At 72.7% G+C, this 16506-nt stretch carries 17 protein-coding genes and 2 pseudogenes; 6 read left to right on the top strand and 13 right to left on the bottom strand.

What is annotated here, in order from left to right:
- Nucleotides 1–12: 12 nt before the first annotated feature.
- The 8 genes and pseudogenes from QFW80_RS02915 to QFW80_RS02880 all read right to left on the bottom strand — a co-directional run.
- The gene (locus QFW80_RS02915) at nucleotides 13–966 is read right to left on the bottom strand and encodes a DUF979 domain-containing protein (RefSeq protein WP_280599628.1); all 954 of its coding nucleotides are present in this window, start codon (nucleotides 964–966) and stop codon (nucleotides 13–15) included.
- Complete coding sequence (locus QFW80_RS02910) at nucleotides 963–1685, bottom strand: DUF969 domain-containing protein (RefSeq protein ID WP_280599626.1); 723 nt, start codon at nucleotides 1683–1685, stop codon at nucleotides 963–965. Before QFW80_RS02910 ends, QFW80_RS02915 begins: the two co-directional genes overlap by 4 nt.
- Nucleotides 1682–2437, bottom strand: a complete 756-nt coding sequence (locus QFW80_RS02905; RefSeq protein WP_280599625.1) for a 5-oxoprolinase subunit PxpA — start codon at nucleotides 2435–2437, stop codon at nucleotides 1682–1684. Before QFW80_RS02905 ends, QFW80_RS02910 begins: the two co-directional genes overlap by 4 nt.
- A complete protein-coding gene (locus QFW80_RS02900; protein ID WP_280599623.1) occupies nucleotides 2430–3392 on the bottom strand; it encodes a 5-oxoprolinase subunit C family protein in 963 nt (320 codons plus the stop codon). Before QFW80_RS02900 ends, QFW80_RS02905 begins: the two co-directional genes overlap by 8 nt.
- The gene (gene pxpB, locus QFW80_RS02895; RefSeq protein WP_280599622.1) at nucleotides 3389–4102 is read right to left on the bottom strand and encodes a 5-oxoprolinase subunit PxpB; all 714 of its coding nucleotides are present in this window, start codon (nucleotides 4100–4102) and stop codon (nucleotides 3389–3391) included. Before pxpB ends, QFW80_RS02900 begins: the two co-directional genes overlap by 4 nt.
- Nucleotides 4099–4524 (bottom strand): HIT domain-containing protein, encoded by a 426-nt coding sequence (locus QFW80_RS02890; protein WP_280599620.1) that lies wholly within the window; start codon nucleotides 4522–4524, stop codon nucleotides 4099–4101. The genes pxpB and QFW80_RS02890 overlap by 4 nt, the downstream gene beginning before the upstream one ends.
- Nucleotides 4521–4655, bottom strand: a complete 135-nt coding sequence (locus QFW80_RS02885; protein WP_280599931.1) for a dienelactone hydrolase family protein — start codon at nucleotides 4653–4655, stop codon at nucleotides 4521–4523. Before QFW80_RS02885 ends, QFW80_RS02890 begins: the two co-directional genes overlap by 4 nt.
- A gap of 98 nt (nucleotides 4656–4753) precedes the next feature.
- Nucleotides 4754–5209, bottom strand: a pseudogene (locus tag QFW80_RS02880) (dienelactone hydrolase family protein); the annotation flags it as partial.
- A 100-nt stretch (nucleotides 5210–5309) separates the two neighbouring features.
- On the opposite strand from QFW80_RS02880, the gene rimO reads away from it, so the two are divergent.
- Nucleotides 5310–6674 carry a 30S ribosomal protein S12 methylthiotransferase RimO gene (gene rimO / locus QFW80_RS02875; RefSeq protein WP_280599618.1) on the top strand — a complete coding sequence of 455 codons (1365 nt, stop codon included), beginning with the start codon at nucleotides 5310–5312 and terminating at the stop codon, nucleotides 6672–6674.
- A gap of 91 nt (nucleotides 6675–6765) precedes the next feature.
- The gene (locus QFW80_RS02870; protein ID WP_280599616.1) at nucleotides 6766–7182 is read left to right on the top strand and encodes a low affinity iron permease family protein; all 417 of its coding nucleotides are present in this window, start codon (nucleotides 6766–6768) and stop codon (nucleotides 7180–7182) included.
- A 15-nt stretch (nucleotides 7183–7197) separates the two neighbouring features.
- Here the strand turns inward: QFW80_RS02870 and greB are convergent, their stop codons facing one another.
- From greB to QFW80_RS02855, 3 genes are all read right to left on the bottom strand, one after another.
- Nucleotides 7198–7701 (bottom strand): transcription elongation factor GreB, encoded by a 504-nt coding sequence (gene greB / locus QFW80_RS02865; protein ID WP_280599615.1) that lies wholly within the window; start codon nucleotides 7699–7701, stop codon nucleotides 7198–7200.
- 10 nt (nucleotides 7702–7711) lie between these two features.
- The gene (locus QFW80_RS02860) at nucleotides 7712–8224 is read right to left on the bottom strand and encodes a copper resistance protein NlpE (protein ID WP_280599614.1); all 513 of its coding nucleotides are present in this window, start codon (nucleotides 8222–8224) and stop codon (nucleotides 7712–7714) included.
- An 82-nt stretch (nucleotides 8225–8306) separates the two neighbouring features.
- Complete coding sequence (locus QFW80_RS02855; protein ID WP_280599613.1) at nucleotides 8307–9800, bottom strand: helicase HerA-like domain-containing protein; 1494 nt, start codon at nucleotides 9798–9800, stop codon at nucleotides 8307–8309.
- Nucleotides 9801–9932: 132 nt separating this feature from the next.
- Here QFW80_RS02855 and QFW80_RS02850 point away from each other — a divergent pair, with 132 nt between their 5' ends.
- Complete coding sequence (locus tag QFW80_RS02850; RefSeq protein WP_280599611.1) at nucleotides 9933–11486, top strand: transglycosylase SLT domain-containing protein; 1554 nt, start codon at nucleotides 9933–9935, stop codon at nucleotides 11484–11486.
- 48 nt (nucleotides 11487–11534) lie between these two features.
- Here QFW80_RS02850 and asd read toward each other — a convergent pair whose 3' ends face one another.
- Nucleotides 11535–12383, bottom strand: a complete 849-nt coding sequence (gene asd, locus QFW80_RS02845) for an archaetidylserine decarboxylase (protein ID WP_280599610.1) — start codon at nucleotides 12381–12383, stop codon at nucleotides 11535–11537.
- On the bottom strand, nucleotides 12380–13030 hold the full coding sequence (locus QFW80_RS02840) for an SCO family protein (protein WP_280599608.1): 651 nt from the start codon (nucleotides 13028–13030) through the stop codon (nucleotides 12380–12382). Before QFW80_RS02840 ends, asd begins: the two co-directional genes overlap by 4 nt.
- A gap of 159 nt (nucleotides 13031–13189) precedes the next feature.
- Between QFW80_RS02840 and prmB the strand changes: the two are divergent.
- The 3 genes and pseudogenes from prmB to QFW80_RS02825 form a co-directional block, all read left to right on the top strand.
- A pseudogene (gene prmB / locus QFW80_RS02835) lies at nucleotides 13190–14137 on the top strand (50S ribosomal protein L3 N(5)-glutamine methyltransferase); the annotation flags it as partial.
- Nucleotides 14138–14225: 88 nt separating this feature from the next.
- Nucleotides 14226–15323: a chorismate synthase gene (gene aroC / locus QFW80_RS02830; RefSeq protein WP_280599606.1), complete on the top strand. Its 1098-nt coding sequence runs from the start codon at nucleotides 14226–14228 to the stop codon at nucleotides 15321–15323.
- A complete protein-coding gene (locus tag QFW80_RS02825; protein ID WP_280599604.1) occupies nucleotides 15316–16332 on the top strand; it encodes a 2-hydroxyacid dehydrogenase in 1017 nt (338 codons plus the stop codon). The genes aroC and QFW80_RS02825 overlap by 8 nt, the downstream gene beginning before the upstream one ends.
- The last annotated feature ends 174 nt before the right edge of the window (nucleotides 16333–16506 follow it).

Raw genomic sequence — 16506 nt, 5'->3', positions numbered from 1 at the left:
GGCCCCGGGTGCTCATCGGAAGACGATGAAGTACATCAATGCGATGTTGCAGACCAGCAGCGGCAGCGCAGTCGCCACCTGCTGGCGAATCACCGCGTTCGGATCCTTCAGCTCCAGCAGCGCCGCGGGCACCAGGTTGAAGTTCGCCGCCATCGGCGTGAGCAGGGTGCCGCAGTAGCCCGACAGCATGCCGATCGCCGCCAGCGGCGCGGCATCGGCGCCGTGCAGCTGCACCAGCAGCGGCAGGCCGATGCCGGCGGTCATCACCGGGAACGCGGCGAACGCGTTGCCCATGACCATTGTGAACAGCGCCATCCCGAGCGCGTAGGCCAGCACCACCACGAAGCGGTTGTCGACCGGGATCGCCATCTCCACCAGTGCCGCCACCGCCTCGCCCACGCCCGCCGCCGCGAACACGCCGCCCAGGGTCGCCAGCAGCAGCGGCAGGAGCGCCGCCCAGCCCACCGCGTCGATCAGCCGCCGCGACTGCTCCACCGCGCTCCAGGGCGTCTGCCGCGTGAGCCGGCAGGCGGCGATCGCTGCGACCACGCAGGCCACGCCCAGCGCGACCAGGGTGGTCTGTTCGCGACCGAGCAGGTACCGGCCGCCGAACGAGACATCCTTCAGCACCACCGCCAGCAGCACGCAGACGCCGGGAATCAGCAGCGCCGGCCAGAACAGGCGGTTGCCCAGGCGCAAGGCCTCGGCGCGCTTGGCCTCCGGCGAGGGCTCGTCGTAGCGGCCGCGGCCGAGCCCGCCGAAGCCGGCCAGGACCGCCAGCACCACGACCACCACGCCGACCACGGCCGGCGCGAGCCGGTCCGCGGCCAGGAACATCAGCCCGAGCAGGCCCCAGAACAGCGCGGTCGCATGGCGGCGCGGATTGTGCCGGTCGCGCAGGCCGAGCGCGGCCACCGCCAGCAGGTAGGCGCCGGCGAGCCAGTAGACCATCGACAGCGTGATCACGGCCCGCGCTCCGGTGCCGGGGCGTTCCGCGCGGCCGCATCCCGCAGCGCCGCCGCCTCGCGCGCCAGCTGCGCGTCCATCCGCAGCAGGCGCGAGGCGTGGATCAGGAAGGCGCAGATGGCGGTCGGGATGCCCCACAGCGCGATGTGCAGCGGTTCGAGCACGATGCCGTGCTCGGCGAAGAAGCCCTGCATCAGCAGCACCGCGCCGAAGGCGATGAACACGTCCTCGCCGAAGAACCGGCCGACGTTCTCGCTGGCGGCGGTCATCGCCTTGATCCGCTCGACCGTGGCCTCGGGCAGCGTGCCGTGCGCGTTCTCGGCCGCGCCCACGGCCATCGGCGCCATCAGCGGGCGCACCGTCTGCGCATGGCCGCCCAGGTCGACCAGCCCCAGCGCGGACAGCAGCTGCCGGCCGCCGAGGTAGGCGGCCAGCGCGCGGCCCGTGGTCGCGCCGCGCAGGCGCGCGATCCACTGCTGCGCGCGTTCCTTCAGACCATGGCGTTCGAGCAGCCCGATCGCCGGCAACGTGAGCAGGAACAGCGCGAGATAGCGCTGCTTGGTGAACGCCTCGCCGATCAGCGCCAGCACGTCCAGCGGCGTGATCCCGGCGAGCAGGCCGGTCGCGATCCCGGCCACGACCACGACCAGTGCGGGATTGAGCCGCAGCACGAAGCCGAGCACGACCAGGGCGATGCCCAGCAGCGGCCACCAGTTCATGCGTCGGCGCCGGGCGCGCGGATGCGGATGCTGTCCGCCCGCAGCGCCTCGTGCAGCGCGGCGGCGAAGGCGGGCGCGTCGGGCCGGTCGCCGTGCAGGCACAGGGTGTCGGCGCGCGCCGCGACGCGGCTGCCGTCCAGCGCGGTGACCGCGCCGTCGTGCAGCAGGCTCCGCACCTGTTCCAGCGCGGCATCGAGGCTGTCGATGACGGAACCGGCCTGCGTGCGCGGCGCCAGCCGGCCATCGGCGGCGTAGCGGCGCTCGGCGAAGGCTTCCTCGGCCACGGACAGGCCCGCGAGGCGCCCGGCCTCGGCCAGTGCCGACCCCGACAGGGCGTACAGCCACAGCGCCGGGTCGATCGCATGCACCGCGGCGGCGATGGCATCGGCGACGTCGTGGTCGCGCGCGGCGAGGTTGTACAGCGCACCGTGCGGTTTGACGTGGCGCAGCGGCGCGCCGGCGGCAGTGCAGATCGCCGCCAGCCGCCGCACCTGCGCCAGTACCAGCACGTGGATCGCGCCGGGCCCCAGCGCGAGTTCGCGACGGCCGAAGTACTCGCGGTCGACGAACGAGGGATGCGCGCCGATCGCCACGCGGTGCGCACGGCACAGGGCCACGGCCTCGCGCATGGTGTCGTCGCTTCCGGCGTGACCGCCGCAGGCGATGCTGGCCGAGCTGATGTAGGGCACGATCGCGGCATCCTGGCCGCAGCCTTCGCCGAGGTCGCAGTTGAAATCGATCCGGTCAAGCAAGGGCGCGCTTCGCATCGAGAGCCAGTGCGATTCTATGCAGGCGCTGGCGCTGGCGGCAAAGCGCGTCGCGCGCCTGCGCGTGCGTGCAGGCGGCAAACCGCACCCGGTCGCCGGGCCGCAGCTGCGCCAGCAGCGGCCAGTCGGCGCGGATCGCATGGCCGATGCGCGGATAGCCGCCATGGGTCTGGGCATCGGCCAGCAGCACGATCGGCTGGCCATCGGCGGGCAGCTGGATCGTGCCCGGCATCACCGGTTCGGACACGCGTTCGCTGTCGTCTTCCCGTGCGAGTGCAGGCCCTGCCAGGCGCAGGCCCTGGCGGCTGCTGTCGGGGCGCACCTGCCACGCGGGCCCGAGCAGTGCATCCGGTGGGATGGTGGTGTCGCTGCCGGGCAGCACGCGCACCAGGGGTTCCGCGCCCCTCGGACGGTCGTCGCAGGCCGGCTCGATCCACCAGGGTGCGATCCGCAATGCCGCCACGTCGATGGACGCCGGGCACATGGCCAGCTGGTCGCCCCGGCGCAGGACGCGCCCCGCCTGGCCGCCGAAGCCGCCGCGCAGGTCGGTACTCGCGCTGCCCAGGGTCGCCGCCACGGACAGGCCGCCGGCCACGGCGAGGTAGGCGCGTGCGCCGGCCGTGCAGCGCCCGATGTGCAGCGCGCTGCCGGCCGGCAGGTCGACGCAGCGATGACCCGGCACCGGCACGCCATCGACCTCGGCCTCGACCGCGGCCCCGCACAGCACGATCCGCGCCGGCGCATGGAAGCGCAGCGTCGGCCCGGACAGGGTGATCTCCAGCACCGGCGCGCCGGGCGGATTGCCGACGACGAGGTTCGCCAGCGCGAACGCCCACGGGTCCAGCGCGCCGGCGCTGCCGATGCCGAGGTGGCGCAGGCCCGCTCGGCCCCCGTCCTGGATCAGCGTCGCCAGCCCGGGGGCGAGCACTTCGATGCTCATGGGGCGCGGTCCCCGCTCGCGGCGCGGAACGCGTCTTCGTCGATCGCGACGAAGCGCACCCGCGCACCGGCCGACAGCAGGCAGGGCGGATCGCGATGCGGGTCGAACAGCGTCACCGGTGTGCGGCCGATGAGCTGCCACCCGCCCGGGCCTTCGCGCGGATAGATGCCGGTCTGCGCGCCGCCGATCGCCACGCTGCCCGCGGGTACGCGGGTGCGCGGCGTGCCCCGGCGCGGCATCGCCAGGCGCGGATCCAGGCCCAGCAGGTACGGGAAGCCCGGCGCGAACCCGGTCATCGCCACCCGGTAGTCCCCCGCGCAGTGCAGTGCGATCACCTCGGCCGTGGACAGGCCGGCATGCGCCGCCACCGCGTCCAGGTCCGGCGCGAACGCCGGCGCATGGCAGACGGGGATCTCGATCGGCGGCGCAGCCGCCGCGCGCGCATCATCCGGATCGTCACCGCCGGCCAGCAGGACGCGCAGGGCCTCGGCTGTGGCGTCGATCCCGCCGGCATCGTCGCAGGCGTCCTGCGCCAGGCACACCGCGAGCGACGCGTAGGCCGGCACCACCTCCCGCACCCACGGCCAGCGCGCGGCCTCGATCCGCCGCGCCAGCGCATGCACGCGCGCGTTCACCGCAGGATCGATGCGGCGGTCCAAGCGCAGCAGCAGCGCGTCCTCGCCGAGCGGCTCGATCGCGACGCCGCTCACGCGCGCAGCGCGGCCTCGAGCAGTCGGATGCGCCCGACCAGCGCATCGGGCGAATACGGGCGTGCGGCCACGCGTCCCCAGACCGGTGCCGGCCAGGCCGGGTCGTCCTGGAAGCGCGCGATCACGTGCACGTGCAGCTGCGGCACCAGGTTGCCGAGCGCGGCAACGTTGAGCTTGAACGGGTGGAATACCTCGCGCAGCGCACGCCCGGCCAGGTCGATCTCGTCGGTGAGGCGGTGGCGCTGGGCGGCGTCGAGGTCGAGCAGTTCGCGCGCCCCGGCCACGCGCGGCACCAGCACCAGCCAGGGGTAGTTGGCGTCGTCCATCAGGCGCAGGTCGCACAGGTCGAGCGCGGCCAGCGGGTGGGTGTCGGCCGCGAGCTGCTCATCCAGCGCGTAGGGGCCGTGGGCGTTCGCATTCATGGGGCCTCCGGTCCTCGCAGCGCGGCATCCAGGAAGGCCAGCGTACGCTTGCGTGCGAGCGCCGCGCTGGCGGGATGGAAGTAGCGGGCATCGACATCGCGGTTGAAGGCATGGCCGGCGCCCGGATACACGTGGATCCCGGCCTCGGGCCAGGCTGGCGGTGGGCCCGGATGTCCTCGTCCGGCGTCGTGGCGTCCTCGCCGCCGAAATGGAACAGCATCGGCGCGCGCAGCGGTTCGCCAAGGAACGGGCGCGAGCGCGCCCCGTAGTAGGACACCGCCGGCAGCCCGAGCCGGGTATTAGCCAGCAGCGCCATGCTGCCGCCCCAGCAGAAGCCGACGACCGCCGTCTTCAGTCCTTCGTCCTGCAGCTGCCCCGCGGCGGCCGCGATCACCGCCACCGCGCGGTCGGTGCCGAGTTCCTCCACCAGGGCGCGGCCGCGGGCGAAGCCGGCCTCGTCGTAGCCCAGTTCGACGTTGCGCGCCACCGGGTCGAACAGCGCGGGCGCCAGCGCGACGTAGCCGGCCGCGGCGAAGCCCTCGGCCACGCTGCGGATGTGGTCGTTGACTCCGAAGATCTCCTGCACCACCACCACCGCGCCCAGCGCGGCGGCGTGCTCCGGCGGGTCGGCGCGCCAGGCGTCGACCGGCCCCTGCGGTCCGTGGATGACGATGTCGCGGCCCATGGCAGGCTCCATCCGGCGGAGGGCCCGATTCTAGCCGAGGCTATAATTCGCGCCCCGTGACGCGCCTCGCGTCGCGCGCCCTCTCCGCGCCCGGTTCCCCATGTCCGCTGCCAGTCCCAAGGTCGGTTTCGTCAGCCTCGGCTGCCCCAAGGCGCTGGTGGATTCCGAGCGCATCCTCACCCAGCTCCGGGTCGAGGGCTACGACCTGGTCCAGAGCTACGACGATGCGGACGTGGTGGTGGTCAACACCTGCGGCTTCATCGACTCGGCGGTGGCCGAGTCGCTGGACGCGATCGGCGAGGCGATGGCCGAGAACGGCAAGGTGATCGTGACCGGCTGCCTGGGCAAGCGCTCGGAGCTGATCCGCGAGCAGTACCCCGACGTGCTCTCGATCAGCGGGCCGCAGGACTACGCCAGCGTGATGCGCGCGGTGCACGGCGCGCTGCCGCCGCGCCACGACCCGTTCGTCGACCTGGTGCCGCGGCGCGCGCGCGAGGACGACATCGGCATCAAGCTCACGCCGAAACACTACGCGTACCTGAAGATTTCCGAAGGCTGCAACCACCGCTGCAGCTTCTGCATCATTCCCTCGATGCGGGGCGACCTGGTCTCGCGCCCGGTGGACGAAGTGTTGCGCGAGGCCGAGCGGCTGGTCGAGCGCGGCGGAGTGCGCGAACTGCTGGTGGTCTCGCAGGACACCTCCGCCTACGGCGTCGACCGGCGCTACGCCGGCGGACAGTGGCGCGGTCGCGACTACGACACGCGCATGCGTTCGCTGTGCGAGGGGCTGTCCGAACTCGGCGTGTGGACGCGGCTGCACTACGTGTATCCGTATCCGCACGTGGACGACACCATCCCGCTGATGGCCGAAGGCCGGCTGCTGCCCTACCTGGACATCCCGTTCCAGCACGCCAGCCCGCGCATCCTGCGGCTGATGAAGCGCCCCGGCGCGGTCGACCGCGTGATCGAGCGCATCGCCCGCTGGCGCGCGATCTGCCCGGAGCTCACGATCCGCAGCACCTTCATCGTCGGCTTCCCCGGCGAGACCGAGGCCGAGTTCGAGGAACTGCTCGACTTCCTGCGCGAGGTGCGGCTGGACCGGGTGGGGGCGTTCGCGTATTCGCCGGTGGAGGGCGCCACCGCGAACGCGCTGCCCGACCCGGTACCCGAGGCGGTCAAGCAGGAACGCCTGGCCCGCTTCATGGAGGTGCAGGCGGAGATCTCGGCGCAGATCCTCGAGGCGAAGGTCGGCAGCGTGCAGCGCTGCCTGGTGGACCTGGTCGACGGCGAACTCGCGATCGCGCGTTCGATGGCCGATGCGCCCGAGATCGACGGCGTGGTGCAGGTGCAGGACGGCCGCGAGGCGGGCCTGCAACCGGGCGACTTCGTCGACGTGCGCATCCTGGGCAGCGACGAGCACGACCTGTACGGCGAGACCGTCGCGCCGCTGCGCATGCTGGGCTGACGCCGGCGCGCCGGCGCCCGCGCCGAGCGACTGTCCGGCCGCCGCGCACGGACGCATACTCGGCGGCGTCTTCCCACCTGGAGCAGGCGCCATGATCGGCGACGTTCTGTTCATCCGTCTGGCGAAGGCGGCCTCGCGCTTCACCGGCCGCTCGCTGTGCTTCGTGCTGGCGCTGGGCGTGATCGCGGCCTGGGCCCTGACCGGTCCGCTGTTCGGCTTCAGCGACACCTGGCAGCTGGTGATCAACACCGGTACCACCATCATCACCTTCCTGATGGTGTTCCTGATCCAGAACACCCAGAACCGCGACACCGAGGCGATGCAGATCAAGCTCGACGAACTGATCCGGGTGACGCGCGACGCGCACAACGCACTGCTGGACCTGGAGGAGCTGGGCGATCGCGAGATCGACGCCTTCCGCGCCCGCTACATCGCGCTGGCGCGGCGCGCGCGCGAGCGCGGCGAGGTGCTCGACGACATCGACCGCGACCCGGAAGCGCCGGCCTGACGCACGGCCCGGCGCTCAGTCGCCGTAGCGCACGTCGAGGATGAAGAAGCGCGCCGGTCCGGCCGGCAGCAGCGCCTCGAACTCGTCGTCGACGCGCTTTTTCAGCATCGCGCGGGCGAGCGGCGAGTCGATGCTGATCCAGCCGCGGCGGGCGTCGGTCTCGTCCGGGCCGACGACGCGATAGCACGCGATCTGCCCGCTCGCCGCGTCCTCCACCTCGACGATGGCGCCGAAGAACACCGCCTGCGGATCCGACGGCACCGTGTCCACCACCCGCAGCGTTTCCAGGCGCTTGCCGAGGTAGCGCACGCGCCGGTCGATCTCGCCCAGCTGCTTCTTGCGGTAGGTGTATTCGGCGTTCTCGGAGCGGTCGCCCTCGGCGGCCGCGGCAGCGAGCGCCTTCACCACCTCGGGGCGCCGCACCCGCCACAGATCGTCGAGCTCGGCCTTCAGCCGTGCGTGGCCCTCCGGCGTGACCAGCGCGGTGCTCGATTCGGCGGGAGGACGCCAGCGACCCAAGGCGGCGCGGTCAGCCGCGGCGCAGGCTGGTGTTGGGCGTGCCGGCGATGGCCTCGCCGTTGGTGTCGAGCATGCGGATCTCGTCCTTGGAGACGATCTCGAACCAGCGGTCGTCCGCCTCCTTGCTGTCCGGATCCAGCTGCAGCCGGGTGCCGTCGGCATCGATGGTCCATGTGCCAGCCGTTTCGGTGCGCCTATCGCGGTCCCGCCAGGTCTCGGTCAGGCGGAAGGTGCCGTCGTCGCCGATCTGCATGCTGGTGTCGATGCCCGGGCAGTCCGCGCAGGGCAGGGTGCCGGCGAACGCACCGGCGAATGCCTTGCGGTCGAACCCGGCCGGATCCTTCGGCGCGTGGTGCACCACCGCGCTGGCATCGGTGCCCCCAAGCGCGCCCGCATCCGCGGTCGTCGCCGACGCGAGCGGTTCCGGTGCGGGGTCGGGGCTGGGCTCCGGATCGGGCCGGCAAGCGGCCAGCGCGCATGCGAGCGTGGCGAGGGCGAGGCGGATCATGGGGCGATGGGCCATGGGGCGTCTCCTTGTGAAGGGGAGGTGCGGAAAGCGAGTCTGGCGCCGTGGCGGTGAACGGGTCGTGCGGCCGGCGCGCGGATCACTTCAGGATGCTGCCGAGGATGCCGCGGACGATGCGGTTGGTGATCGTGCGCGCGGCCTGCTTTCCGGCGGCCTGCACCACGCCCTGGCGGCGTCTGGTGCCGAACAGCCATTCGTTCACCGCCCGGCCCATGCCGCCTTCCTCGGGCGCGGGGGCCTCGTTGCCACGCTTTGCCGCCGGCGCGCCGGAATGCGCGGTCGCCGCTTCAGCGCGCCTGGCGAGCAGTTCCGCGGCGGATTCGCGGTTTACCGCGGTGTCGTACTTCGCGCCGACCGGGCTGCCGGCGCGCACCTGCGCGCGCTCGGCGTCGGTGATCGCGCCCATGCGGCAGCGGGGCGGGGCGACCAGGGTGTGCTCGACCGGCATCGGGATGCCCTTGTCCTGCAGCGTGGAGACCAGCGCCTCGCCGGTGCCGAGCCTGCCGATCGCCTGCGCGACATCCAGTTGCGGGTTGGCGACGAAGGTCTCGGCCGCCGTGCGCACCGCCTTCTGGTCGCGCGGGGTGAAGGCGCGCAGCGCGTGCTGCACGCGGTTGCCGAGCTGGCCGAGGATGTCGTCGGGCACGTCGTCGGGAAACTGCGAGCAGAAGTACACGCCCACGCCCTTGGAGCGGATGATCCGCACCACCTGCTCGATCCGCTGGCGCAGCGCCGGCGGCGCGTCGTCGAACAGCAGGTGCGCCTCGTCGAACACGAATACCAGCTTCGGCCTGTCCAGGTCGCCGACCTCGGGCAGGGTCTCGAACAGTTCCGACAGCAGCCACAGCAGGAAGCTCGAATACAGCCGCGGCCGCAGCACCAGCTGGTCCGCGGCCAGGATGCCGACCACGCCGCGACCGTCGTGGGTGGTGCGCATCAGGTCGTGCAGCTCGAGCGCGGGCTCGCCGAACACGTGGTCGCCGCCGTCCTGCGACAGCCGCAGCAGCGCGCGCTGGATGGCGCCGATCGACTGCGGGCTGACCAGGCCGTAGTCGGTGGAGATGGTCTTGCGCTCGTCCGCCACCAGGCCGAGCAGGGCGCGCAGGTCGTCCAGGTCGAGCAGCAGCAGGCCGCGGTCGTCGGCCAGCTTGAACACGATGTCGAGCACGCCCGACTGGGTGTCGTTGAGCTCCAGGATCCGCGAGAGCAGGGTCGGGCCCATTTCGCTGACCGTGGTGCGCACCGGGTGGCCGAGCCTGCCGTACAGATCCCAGAACACCACCGGGCTGCCTTCCGGCGCCCAGCCGTCGATGCCGATCTGCCCCACCCGCGCCTGCAGCTTCTCGTTCGCGGTCCCCGGCACCGCCAGGCCGGCCACGTCGCCCTTCACGTCGGCCAGGAACACCGGCACCCCGATCCGCGAGAAGCCCTCGGCCAGGGTCATCAGCGTCACCGTCTTGCCGGTGCCGGTCGCGCCGGCGACCAGCCCGTGGCGGTTGCCGTAGCGCGGCAGCAGGTGCACGGGGCCGCCGTCCGGGGTGGTGATCGCCTTGCCGACGAGGATCGGGTCCATGCGCGCGGTCCGTGTGGAGTCGCGCCGATTCTAGGCGCTGGCGGCGATGCGTCCCAGACGCGACGCGCGTTCCTTGTGGCTCCGTGGCGCAGCGGATACCCTGCGGGCCGCTTTCGCTTTCCCTGGTGGTCGATGTCCCTGCCGTCCCGTGCCGCACGCTGGTGGCTGCTTCCCGTCCTCCTCGCCTCGTGCGTCATCGCCACGCCCGCGCAGGCGCAGTCGCGGCGCGCGCAGGCCGCGATCGACGCGCTCAACCAGCGCATGGCCTTGGCCGAAACGCGCTACCGCGAGGCGCTGGTGAAGATCGGCAACGCCGATCCGGCCGGGCTGGACGAGAGCAACGCCGCGCTGGAGGACATGGAGGACGTCCTGGTCGAATGCGGCCGGATCAAGGGCTGCGGCACCGGCGACCTGCTGGCGAGCTACAAGCGCCTGCTCAAGGCGCAGGCCGACGCCGCCGCCGGGGTGGTCGAGCCCGACGGCGACGACACCCTGGTCGACGACGGCGGCGACCTGCCCACCGGCGACGTCCCCGACGCCGCCACCGCGGCCTCGCTGCTGGCCGCCGAGGATCGCAGGTTCCTGGAGCGGGTCCAGATGAATCCCGCGGTGCAGGCCGGCATCCGCCGCTGGCTGACCGACATGCGCGTGGCGCTGATCACCAGCCACGAGAACTACCAGTACATGCAGCACATGATGTCGCCGGCGTTCAAGCGCCGCGGCCTGCCCGAGGCGCTGCTGTTCGGCATCCTGGCCAAGGAGTCCAACGGCCGCGTGCACTCGCGCTCGCGCGCCGGCGCCGCCGGGCCGCTGCAGTTCATGCCGGCGACCGGCAGCCGCCTGGGCCTGGGGCCGGACGGGCGCGGCTTCGACACCCGCTACGACCCGCGCGCCTCCGCCGACGCCGCCGCGGTGTACCTGGGCGAGCGCTACGCCGAGCTCGGCAACAACATCGAACTGTGGCTGGCCGCCTACAACGGCGGCGAGGGGCGGGCGCGCCGCGTGTACCGCGAGTTCGGCGGGCGCAGCTTCTGGGATCCGGACGTGAACAACGAATTCCCGCCGGAGACGCGGGACTACGTGCCGATGGTGATCGCGGCCGCGTGGCTGTACCTGCATCCGAAGGAATACGGATTGACCTTCCCGAAGGTCGACGCGCGGACGGCGACGATCACGCTCCAGCGCCCCGCCTCGATCTACGAACTGACCATCTGCCTGGGCAACGGCGGCACCCGCGACGGCTACATGCGCGTGCTGCGCAACCTCAACCCGCAGTACGAGGCGGAGAGCTGGATCCCCGCCGGCACCCGGCTCAATGCCACCGTGCGCATGGCCGGCCTGTACGAGCGCTGGTGCACCCGGGGCCCGCGGTCGGAACTGGCGCGGCAGCTGGTCGACAGCGACCCGTCCACCGCGATCGTGCGGGTGGGCGCCATGCAGACGGTGACCGCGCCCGACGGCAGCGTCGCGACCATGCCGGTGCCGGCGGCACCTGCACCGGCTGCGACACCTGCGCCCGCGCCGGCGGCGCCGCGCAGCCATCGCGTGGCCCGCGGCGAGACGCTGGTGTCGATCTCCCAGCGCTACGCCTGCGACACCAAGGTGCTGGCCGCCGCCAACGATCTGAAGGCACCGCGGTACCTGCTGCGCCAGGGGCAGAAGCTCAGGCTCGAAGGGTGCCGCTAGCGGAGCGGACGCGACCGTGCACGCTGCCTGCGGCGCCGGTCGCGCTGTCTAGGCCCCGGTGCGCCGCGCCAGCGCCTGGCCCAGCCGGACCGGCGACTCCGCGCCCAGGCCCGGCTCCAGCGCGGCCACGCCCGGCGGCAGCAGCACGACCACGGTCGAGCCGTAGTTGAAGCGCGCCATCTCCTCGAACCGCTCCAGCACGATGTCCTCGCCGGTCCAGGTCCTGCTGGTGATGCGGTCGCCGTAGGCCGGGATCTCCTCGCCGCTCCAGACGGTCTCCACGCCCGAGACCAGCAGCGCGCCCACCATCACCACCGCCATCGGGCCGAAGTCGGTCTCGAAGTGGCACACCAGGCGCTCGTTGCGCGCGAACAACCGCGGTACCCGCGCCACCGCCGCCGGGCCGACCGAGAACAGCCGCCCGGGCACGTGCACGGTTTCCAGCAGGCGCCCGGTCCAGGGCATGTGCACGCGGTGGTAGTCCTTCGGCGACAGGTAGACCGTGGCGAACAGGCCGTCGTCGTAGGGCCGGGCCGCGGCCTCGCTGCCCAGCAGTTCGGCGGCGGTGAACGAGCGGCCCTTGGCCTGGAAGATGCGTCCCGACGCGATCGGCCCGCACTGGCTGATGCGGCCGTCGGCGGGCATCAGCAGGGCGCGCGGGTCGGGGTCGGGCACGCGCGCGCCGGGCCTGAGCGCGCGGGTGAAGAATGCATTGAAGGTGGGATAGGCGGCCGGATCCGGTTCCGCCGCTTCCGACAGGTCCACGCCGAAGCGGCGCGTGACCGTGTCGATCAGCCAGCGGCGCAGGCGCGGCGAATCGGAATACGCCAGCGAGCGCGCGAGCGACGACAGCAGCCGGTGCGGGAGCGCATAGGTGAGCGCGGTGACCAGGCTCACGGACGCGGCGCCGCAGTGAGCGCGGCGAAGTCCGCCGCGATCGCGGCCGGGTCGTCCAGCGCGGCGCCGGTGACGACGCCGGCCATGCGGCCCTTCGGATCGAGCACCGCCATCGAGGCGCTGTGGTCGACCGAATACTGGTCGGCCGGGGCGCCGTCGGGTCCCGGCACCTTGGCGAACACCAGCGACAGCGAGCGGGTGAACGCTTCCAGCGAGGGAATGTCGGCGGTGGCGGCGAGGGTATCGCGGTGGAACGCGTGCGCGTACTCGCCGATCCGGTCGGGCGAGTCGCGCTCGGGGTCGACCGACACGAACAGCACGCGCGGCCGGGTCGATTCGGGCAGCGCTTCCCACTGCCGCTGCGCCTGTCCCAGCTGCGCCAGCGTCGTGGGGCACACGTCGGGGCAGAACGTGAAGCCGATGAAGACCAGGGTCCAGTGCCCGTGCAGCTCGCCGGGCACCAGCTGGGTGCCGTCCGACTGCTGCAGCGCGAACGGCGGGATCTCGCGTGGCGCGGGAAACAGTTTCACCGCGCGCAGGTCCGGTTGCGGCGCGGCGGGCTCGGACAGGAACTGGCGCGAGGCCAGCAGGCCGAGGCCGGCGAACACGGCCACCAGCAGGACGATGAGGACGGTACGGTTGAACATCCGGGGATCCAGGTGCGGTGCGGCCATGATACCCCCGCCGCCGCTATACTCGCCGGTCCCCCCGCGGCGCCGGGCAGGGCTGCGGCGATGCCATGCCGGCCCGCGCCGGGCCCGCGCGCAGCGCCGGCACGACGGATCGCGCGGGGAGGCTCCCGCCCGATGCCGGCACCGAATCCCGCCCCGACGCCCGCGCCCATGACCGACGAACTGCAGACGATCATCGACCTGATCCGCTACGGCGCGAGCCGCTTCCAGGCGGCCGGGCTGACGTTCGGCCACAGCTACGACAACGCGATCGACGAGGCCACCCAGCTCACCCTGCACGCGCTGCACCTGCCGCACGACCTGGGCCCCGCCTACGGCCAGGCGCGGGTGACGCTGGCGGAGAAGGAGGACGTGCTGGCGCTGTTCCTGCGCCGGATCGAGGAGCGCGTGCCCGCCGCCTACCTGACCGGCGAAGCGTGGTTCGCTGGGCTGAGCTTCAAGAGCGATCCGCGCGCGCTGGTGCCGCGTTCGCCGATCGCGGAGCTGATCGAAGCCGGCTTCGAGCCCTGGCTCGGCGGACGCGAGGTGCGGCGCGCGCTCGACCTGTGCACCGGCTCGGGCTGCATCGCGATCGCGATGGCGCACTACCAGCCGGACTGGCACGTGGACGGCGCCGATATCAGCGAGGACGCGCTGTCGCTGGCGCGCGAGAACGCGCAGCGGCTGCTCTCGCGCAACACCCGGTTCGTGCAGTCGGACCTGTTCTCCAACCTGCAGGGCGAGCACTACGACCTGATCGTCAGCAACCCGCCCTACGTGACCAACGCCGAGACCGACGCGCTGCCGCGGGAATATTCCTACGAGCCCGAACTCGGCCTGCGCGCCGGCGACGACGGCCTGGACCTGGTGCTGCGCATGCTGCGTGACGCGCCGCTGCACCTGACCGACGACGGGCTGCTGATCTGCGAGGTCGGCGAGTCCGAGCAGCACCTGGTCCGGCTGCTGCCGGAGCTGCCGCTGATGTGGGTCGAGTTCAAGGTCGGGCAGATGGGCGTGTTCGTCGCCGACCGCCACGACCTGGTGGCGCACCATGCGCGGATCCGGGCGCTGGCCGACGCGCGCGAAGCCGCCGCCCCGGCGCCGCCAGGCGCCTTCGCGCCCGCGCCGTCGACGGGCGGCGGGCTGTTCTGACCCCAGGGGCATCGACCGCTTGAACACCTTCGGCCATCTGTTCCGCGTCACCACCTTCGGCGAATCCCACGGCCCGGCCATCGGCTGCGTGATCGACGGCTGCCCGCCGGGCATCGCGATCGCGGTGGAGGACTTCACCCAAGACCTGGCGCGCCGCGCCACCGGCAAGAGCCGCCACACCTCGGCCCGGCGTGAGGCGGACGAGGTCGAGATCCTCTCCGGCGTGTACGAGGGCCTCACCACCGGCACGCCGATCGCGCTGCTGGTGCGCAACACCGACCAGCGCAGCAAGGACTACCGCGAGATCGCGCGCCAGTTCCGTCCCGGCCACGCCGACTACGCCTACTGGCACAAGTACGGCATCCGCGATCCACGCGGCGGCGGGCGCTCGTCGGCGCGCGAGACCACGATGCGCGTGGCCGCGGCGGTGATCGCGAAGAAATGGCTGGCGGACCGCTACGGCGTGCGCGTGCGCGGCTGCATGGCGCAGATCGGCGACGTGCTGCCGCGGGCGCAGGACTGGGAGGCGGTGGAGGACAATCCGTTCTTCTGGCCGTGCGCCGGGCAGGTGCCCGAACTCGAGGCGTATATGGATGCGCTGCGCAAGTCGGGCGATTCGGTCGGCGCGAAGGTGGTCGCGGTCGCCGACGGCGTGCCGCCGGGCTGGGGCGAGCCGGTCTACGGCAAGCTCGACGGCGAACTGGCCGCGGCGATGATGTCGATCAACGCGGTCAAGGGCGTGGAGATCGGCGACGGCTTCGCCTGCGTGGCGCAGAAGGGCACGCAGCACCGCGACGTGATGACGCCGGGCGGCTTCCTGAGCAACCATGCCGGCGGGGTGCTGGGCGGCATTTCCACCGGCCAGCCGGTGGTGGTGTCGGTGGCGTTCAAGCCGACCTCCAGCCTGCGCCTGCCGGTCGAGGGCGTGGACGTCGACGGCAACGTCGTCGACGTGATCACCACCGGCCGCCACGACCCCTGCGTGGGCATCCGCGCCACGCCGATCTGCGAGGCGATGCTGGCGCTGGTGCTGATGGACCAGGCGCTGCGCCACCGGGCGCAGTGCGGCGACGTGGGCGAGGTGTCGCCGCGCATCCCCGCGTCCGCCGATGGCTGAGGCGCGGCCCCGGGTCTGGGTGTCGCAGCCGCTGTTCGGCGACATCGTCGCGCGCCTGGGCGAGCACTTCGAACTCGATGCCGCCACGGACGTGACCATCTGGTCGCCGGATGCGATCGCCGACAGGCTGCACGACGCCAGCGGGGCACTTGTCACGCTCAACGAGCGCATCGGCGCCGGCGAGATCGCGTCCGCGACTGCGTTGCGCGCGGTCGCCAACGTCGGGGTGGGCTACGACAACCTCGACGTCGCCGCGCTGCACGCGCGCGGCATCGTCGCCACCAACACCCCCGACGTGCTCACCGAGACCACGGCCGACATGGCCTTCGCGCTGCTGATGGCGGCGGCGCGGCGGGTCACCGAAGGCGAGCGCTGGCTGCGCGAGGGGCGCTGGACGCAGTGGTCGTTCGACACCCTGCTGGGGCACGACGTGCACGGCAGTACCCTGGGCATCCTCGGCATGGGCCGGATCGGGCAGGGCGTCGCCCGCCGCGGCGCGCTCGGCTTCGGCATGCGGGTGCTGTACCACAACCGAAGCCGCCTGCCGGAACGTATCGAAAGCAACAGTCGTGCGGCCTGGGTCGATCTGGATACACTGCTGCGCGCCGCGGACCACCTGGTCCTGGTGCTGCCGTATTCGTCCGCCACCCGCCACCTGATCGACGCCGCCGCCCTCGCGAAGATGAAGCCCACCGCGACGCTCACCAACATCGCCCGCGGCGGGCTCGTGGACGAGGACGCGCTCGCCGACGCGCTTTCGCATGGGCGCCTGGCCGCGGCCGCGCTCGACGTGTTCGAAGGCGAGCCGTCGGTCAATCCGCGCCTGCTCGCGCTGCGCAACGTGGTGCTGACCCCGCACGTGGGCAGCGCCAGCCTGGCCACGCGCCGCGCGATGGCGTCGCTGGCGGTCGACAACCTGATCGCCGCGCTCGGCCACGGCCCGCGCGCCGGCGATCCGCCGACGCCGATCGGCGCGCCGGCCGCGGGCGGGATTCCCGCGAAACGATAGGGGAGCCGCCGGCGGGTCGTCCCGCGCGGGTTCCCCCGAAGACAGCGACGGCGCGCGCGCCCGGCCGGTGCCTGCCGCGCGCGTCACTCCACGACACTCCCCTGCACACCCTTCCGGACCATTCCGATGAACACCCCCAGTACCCGTCGCTTCAACGTTGCCGTCGTCGGCGCC

This window comes from Luteimonas rhizosphaericola, assembly GCF_029888045.1.
GTDB classification, from domain to species: Bacteria; Pseudomonadota; Gammaproteobacteria; order Xanthomonadales; family Xanthomonadaceae; genus Luteimonas; species Luteimonas rhizosphaericola.
This window is presented reverse-complemented; position numbering and strand designations above follow the sequence as displayed.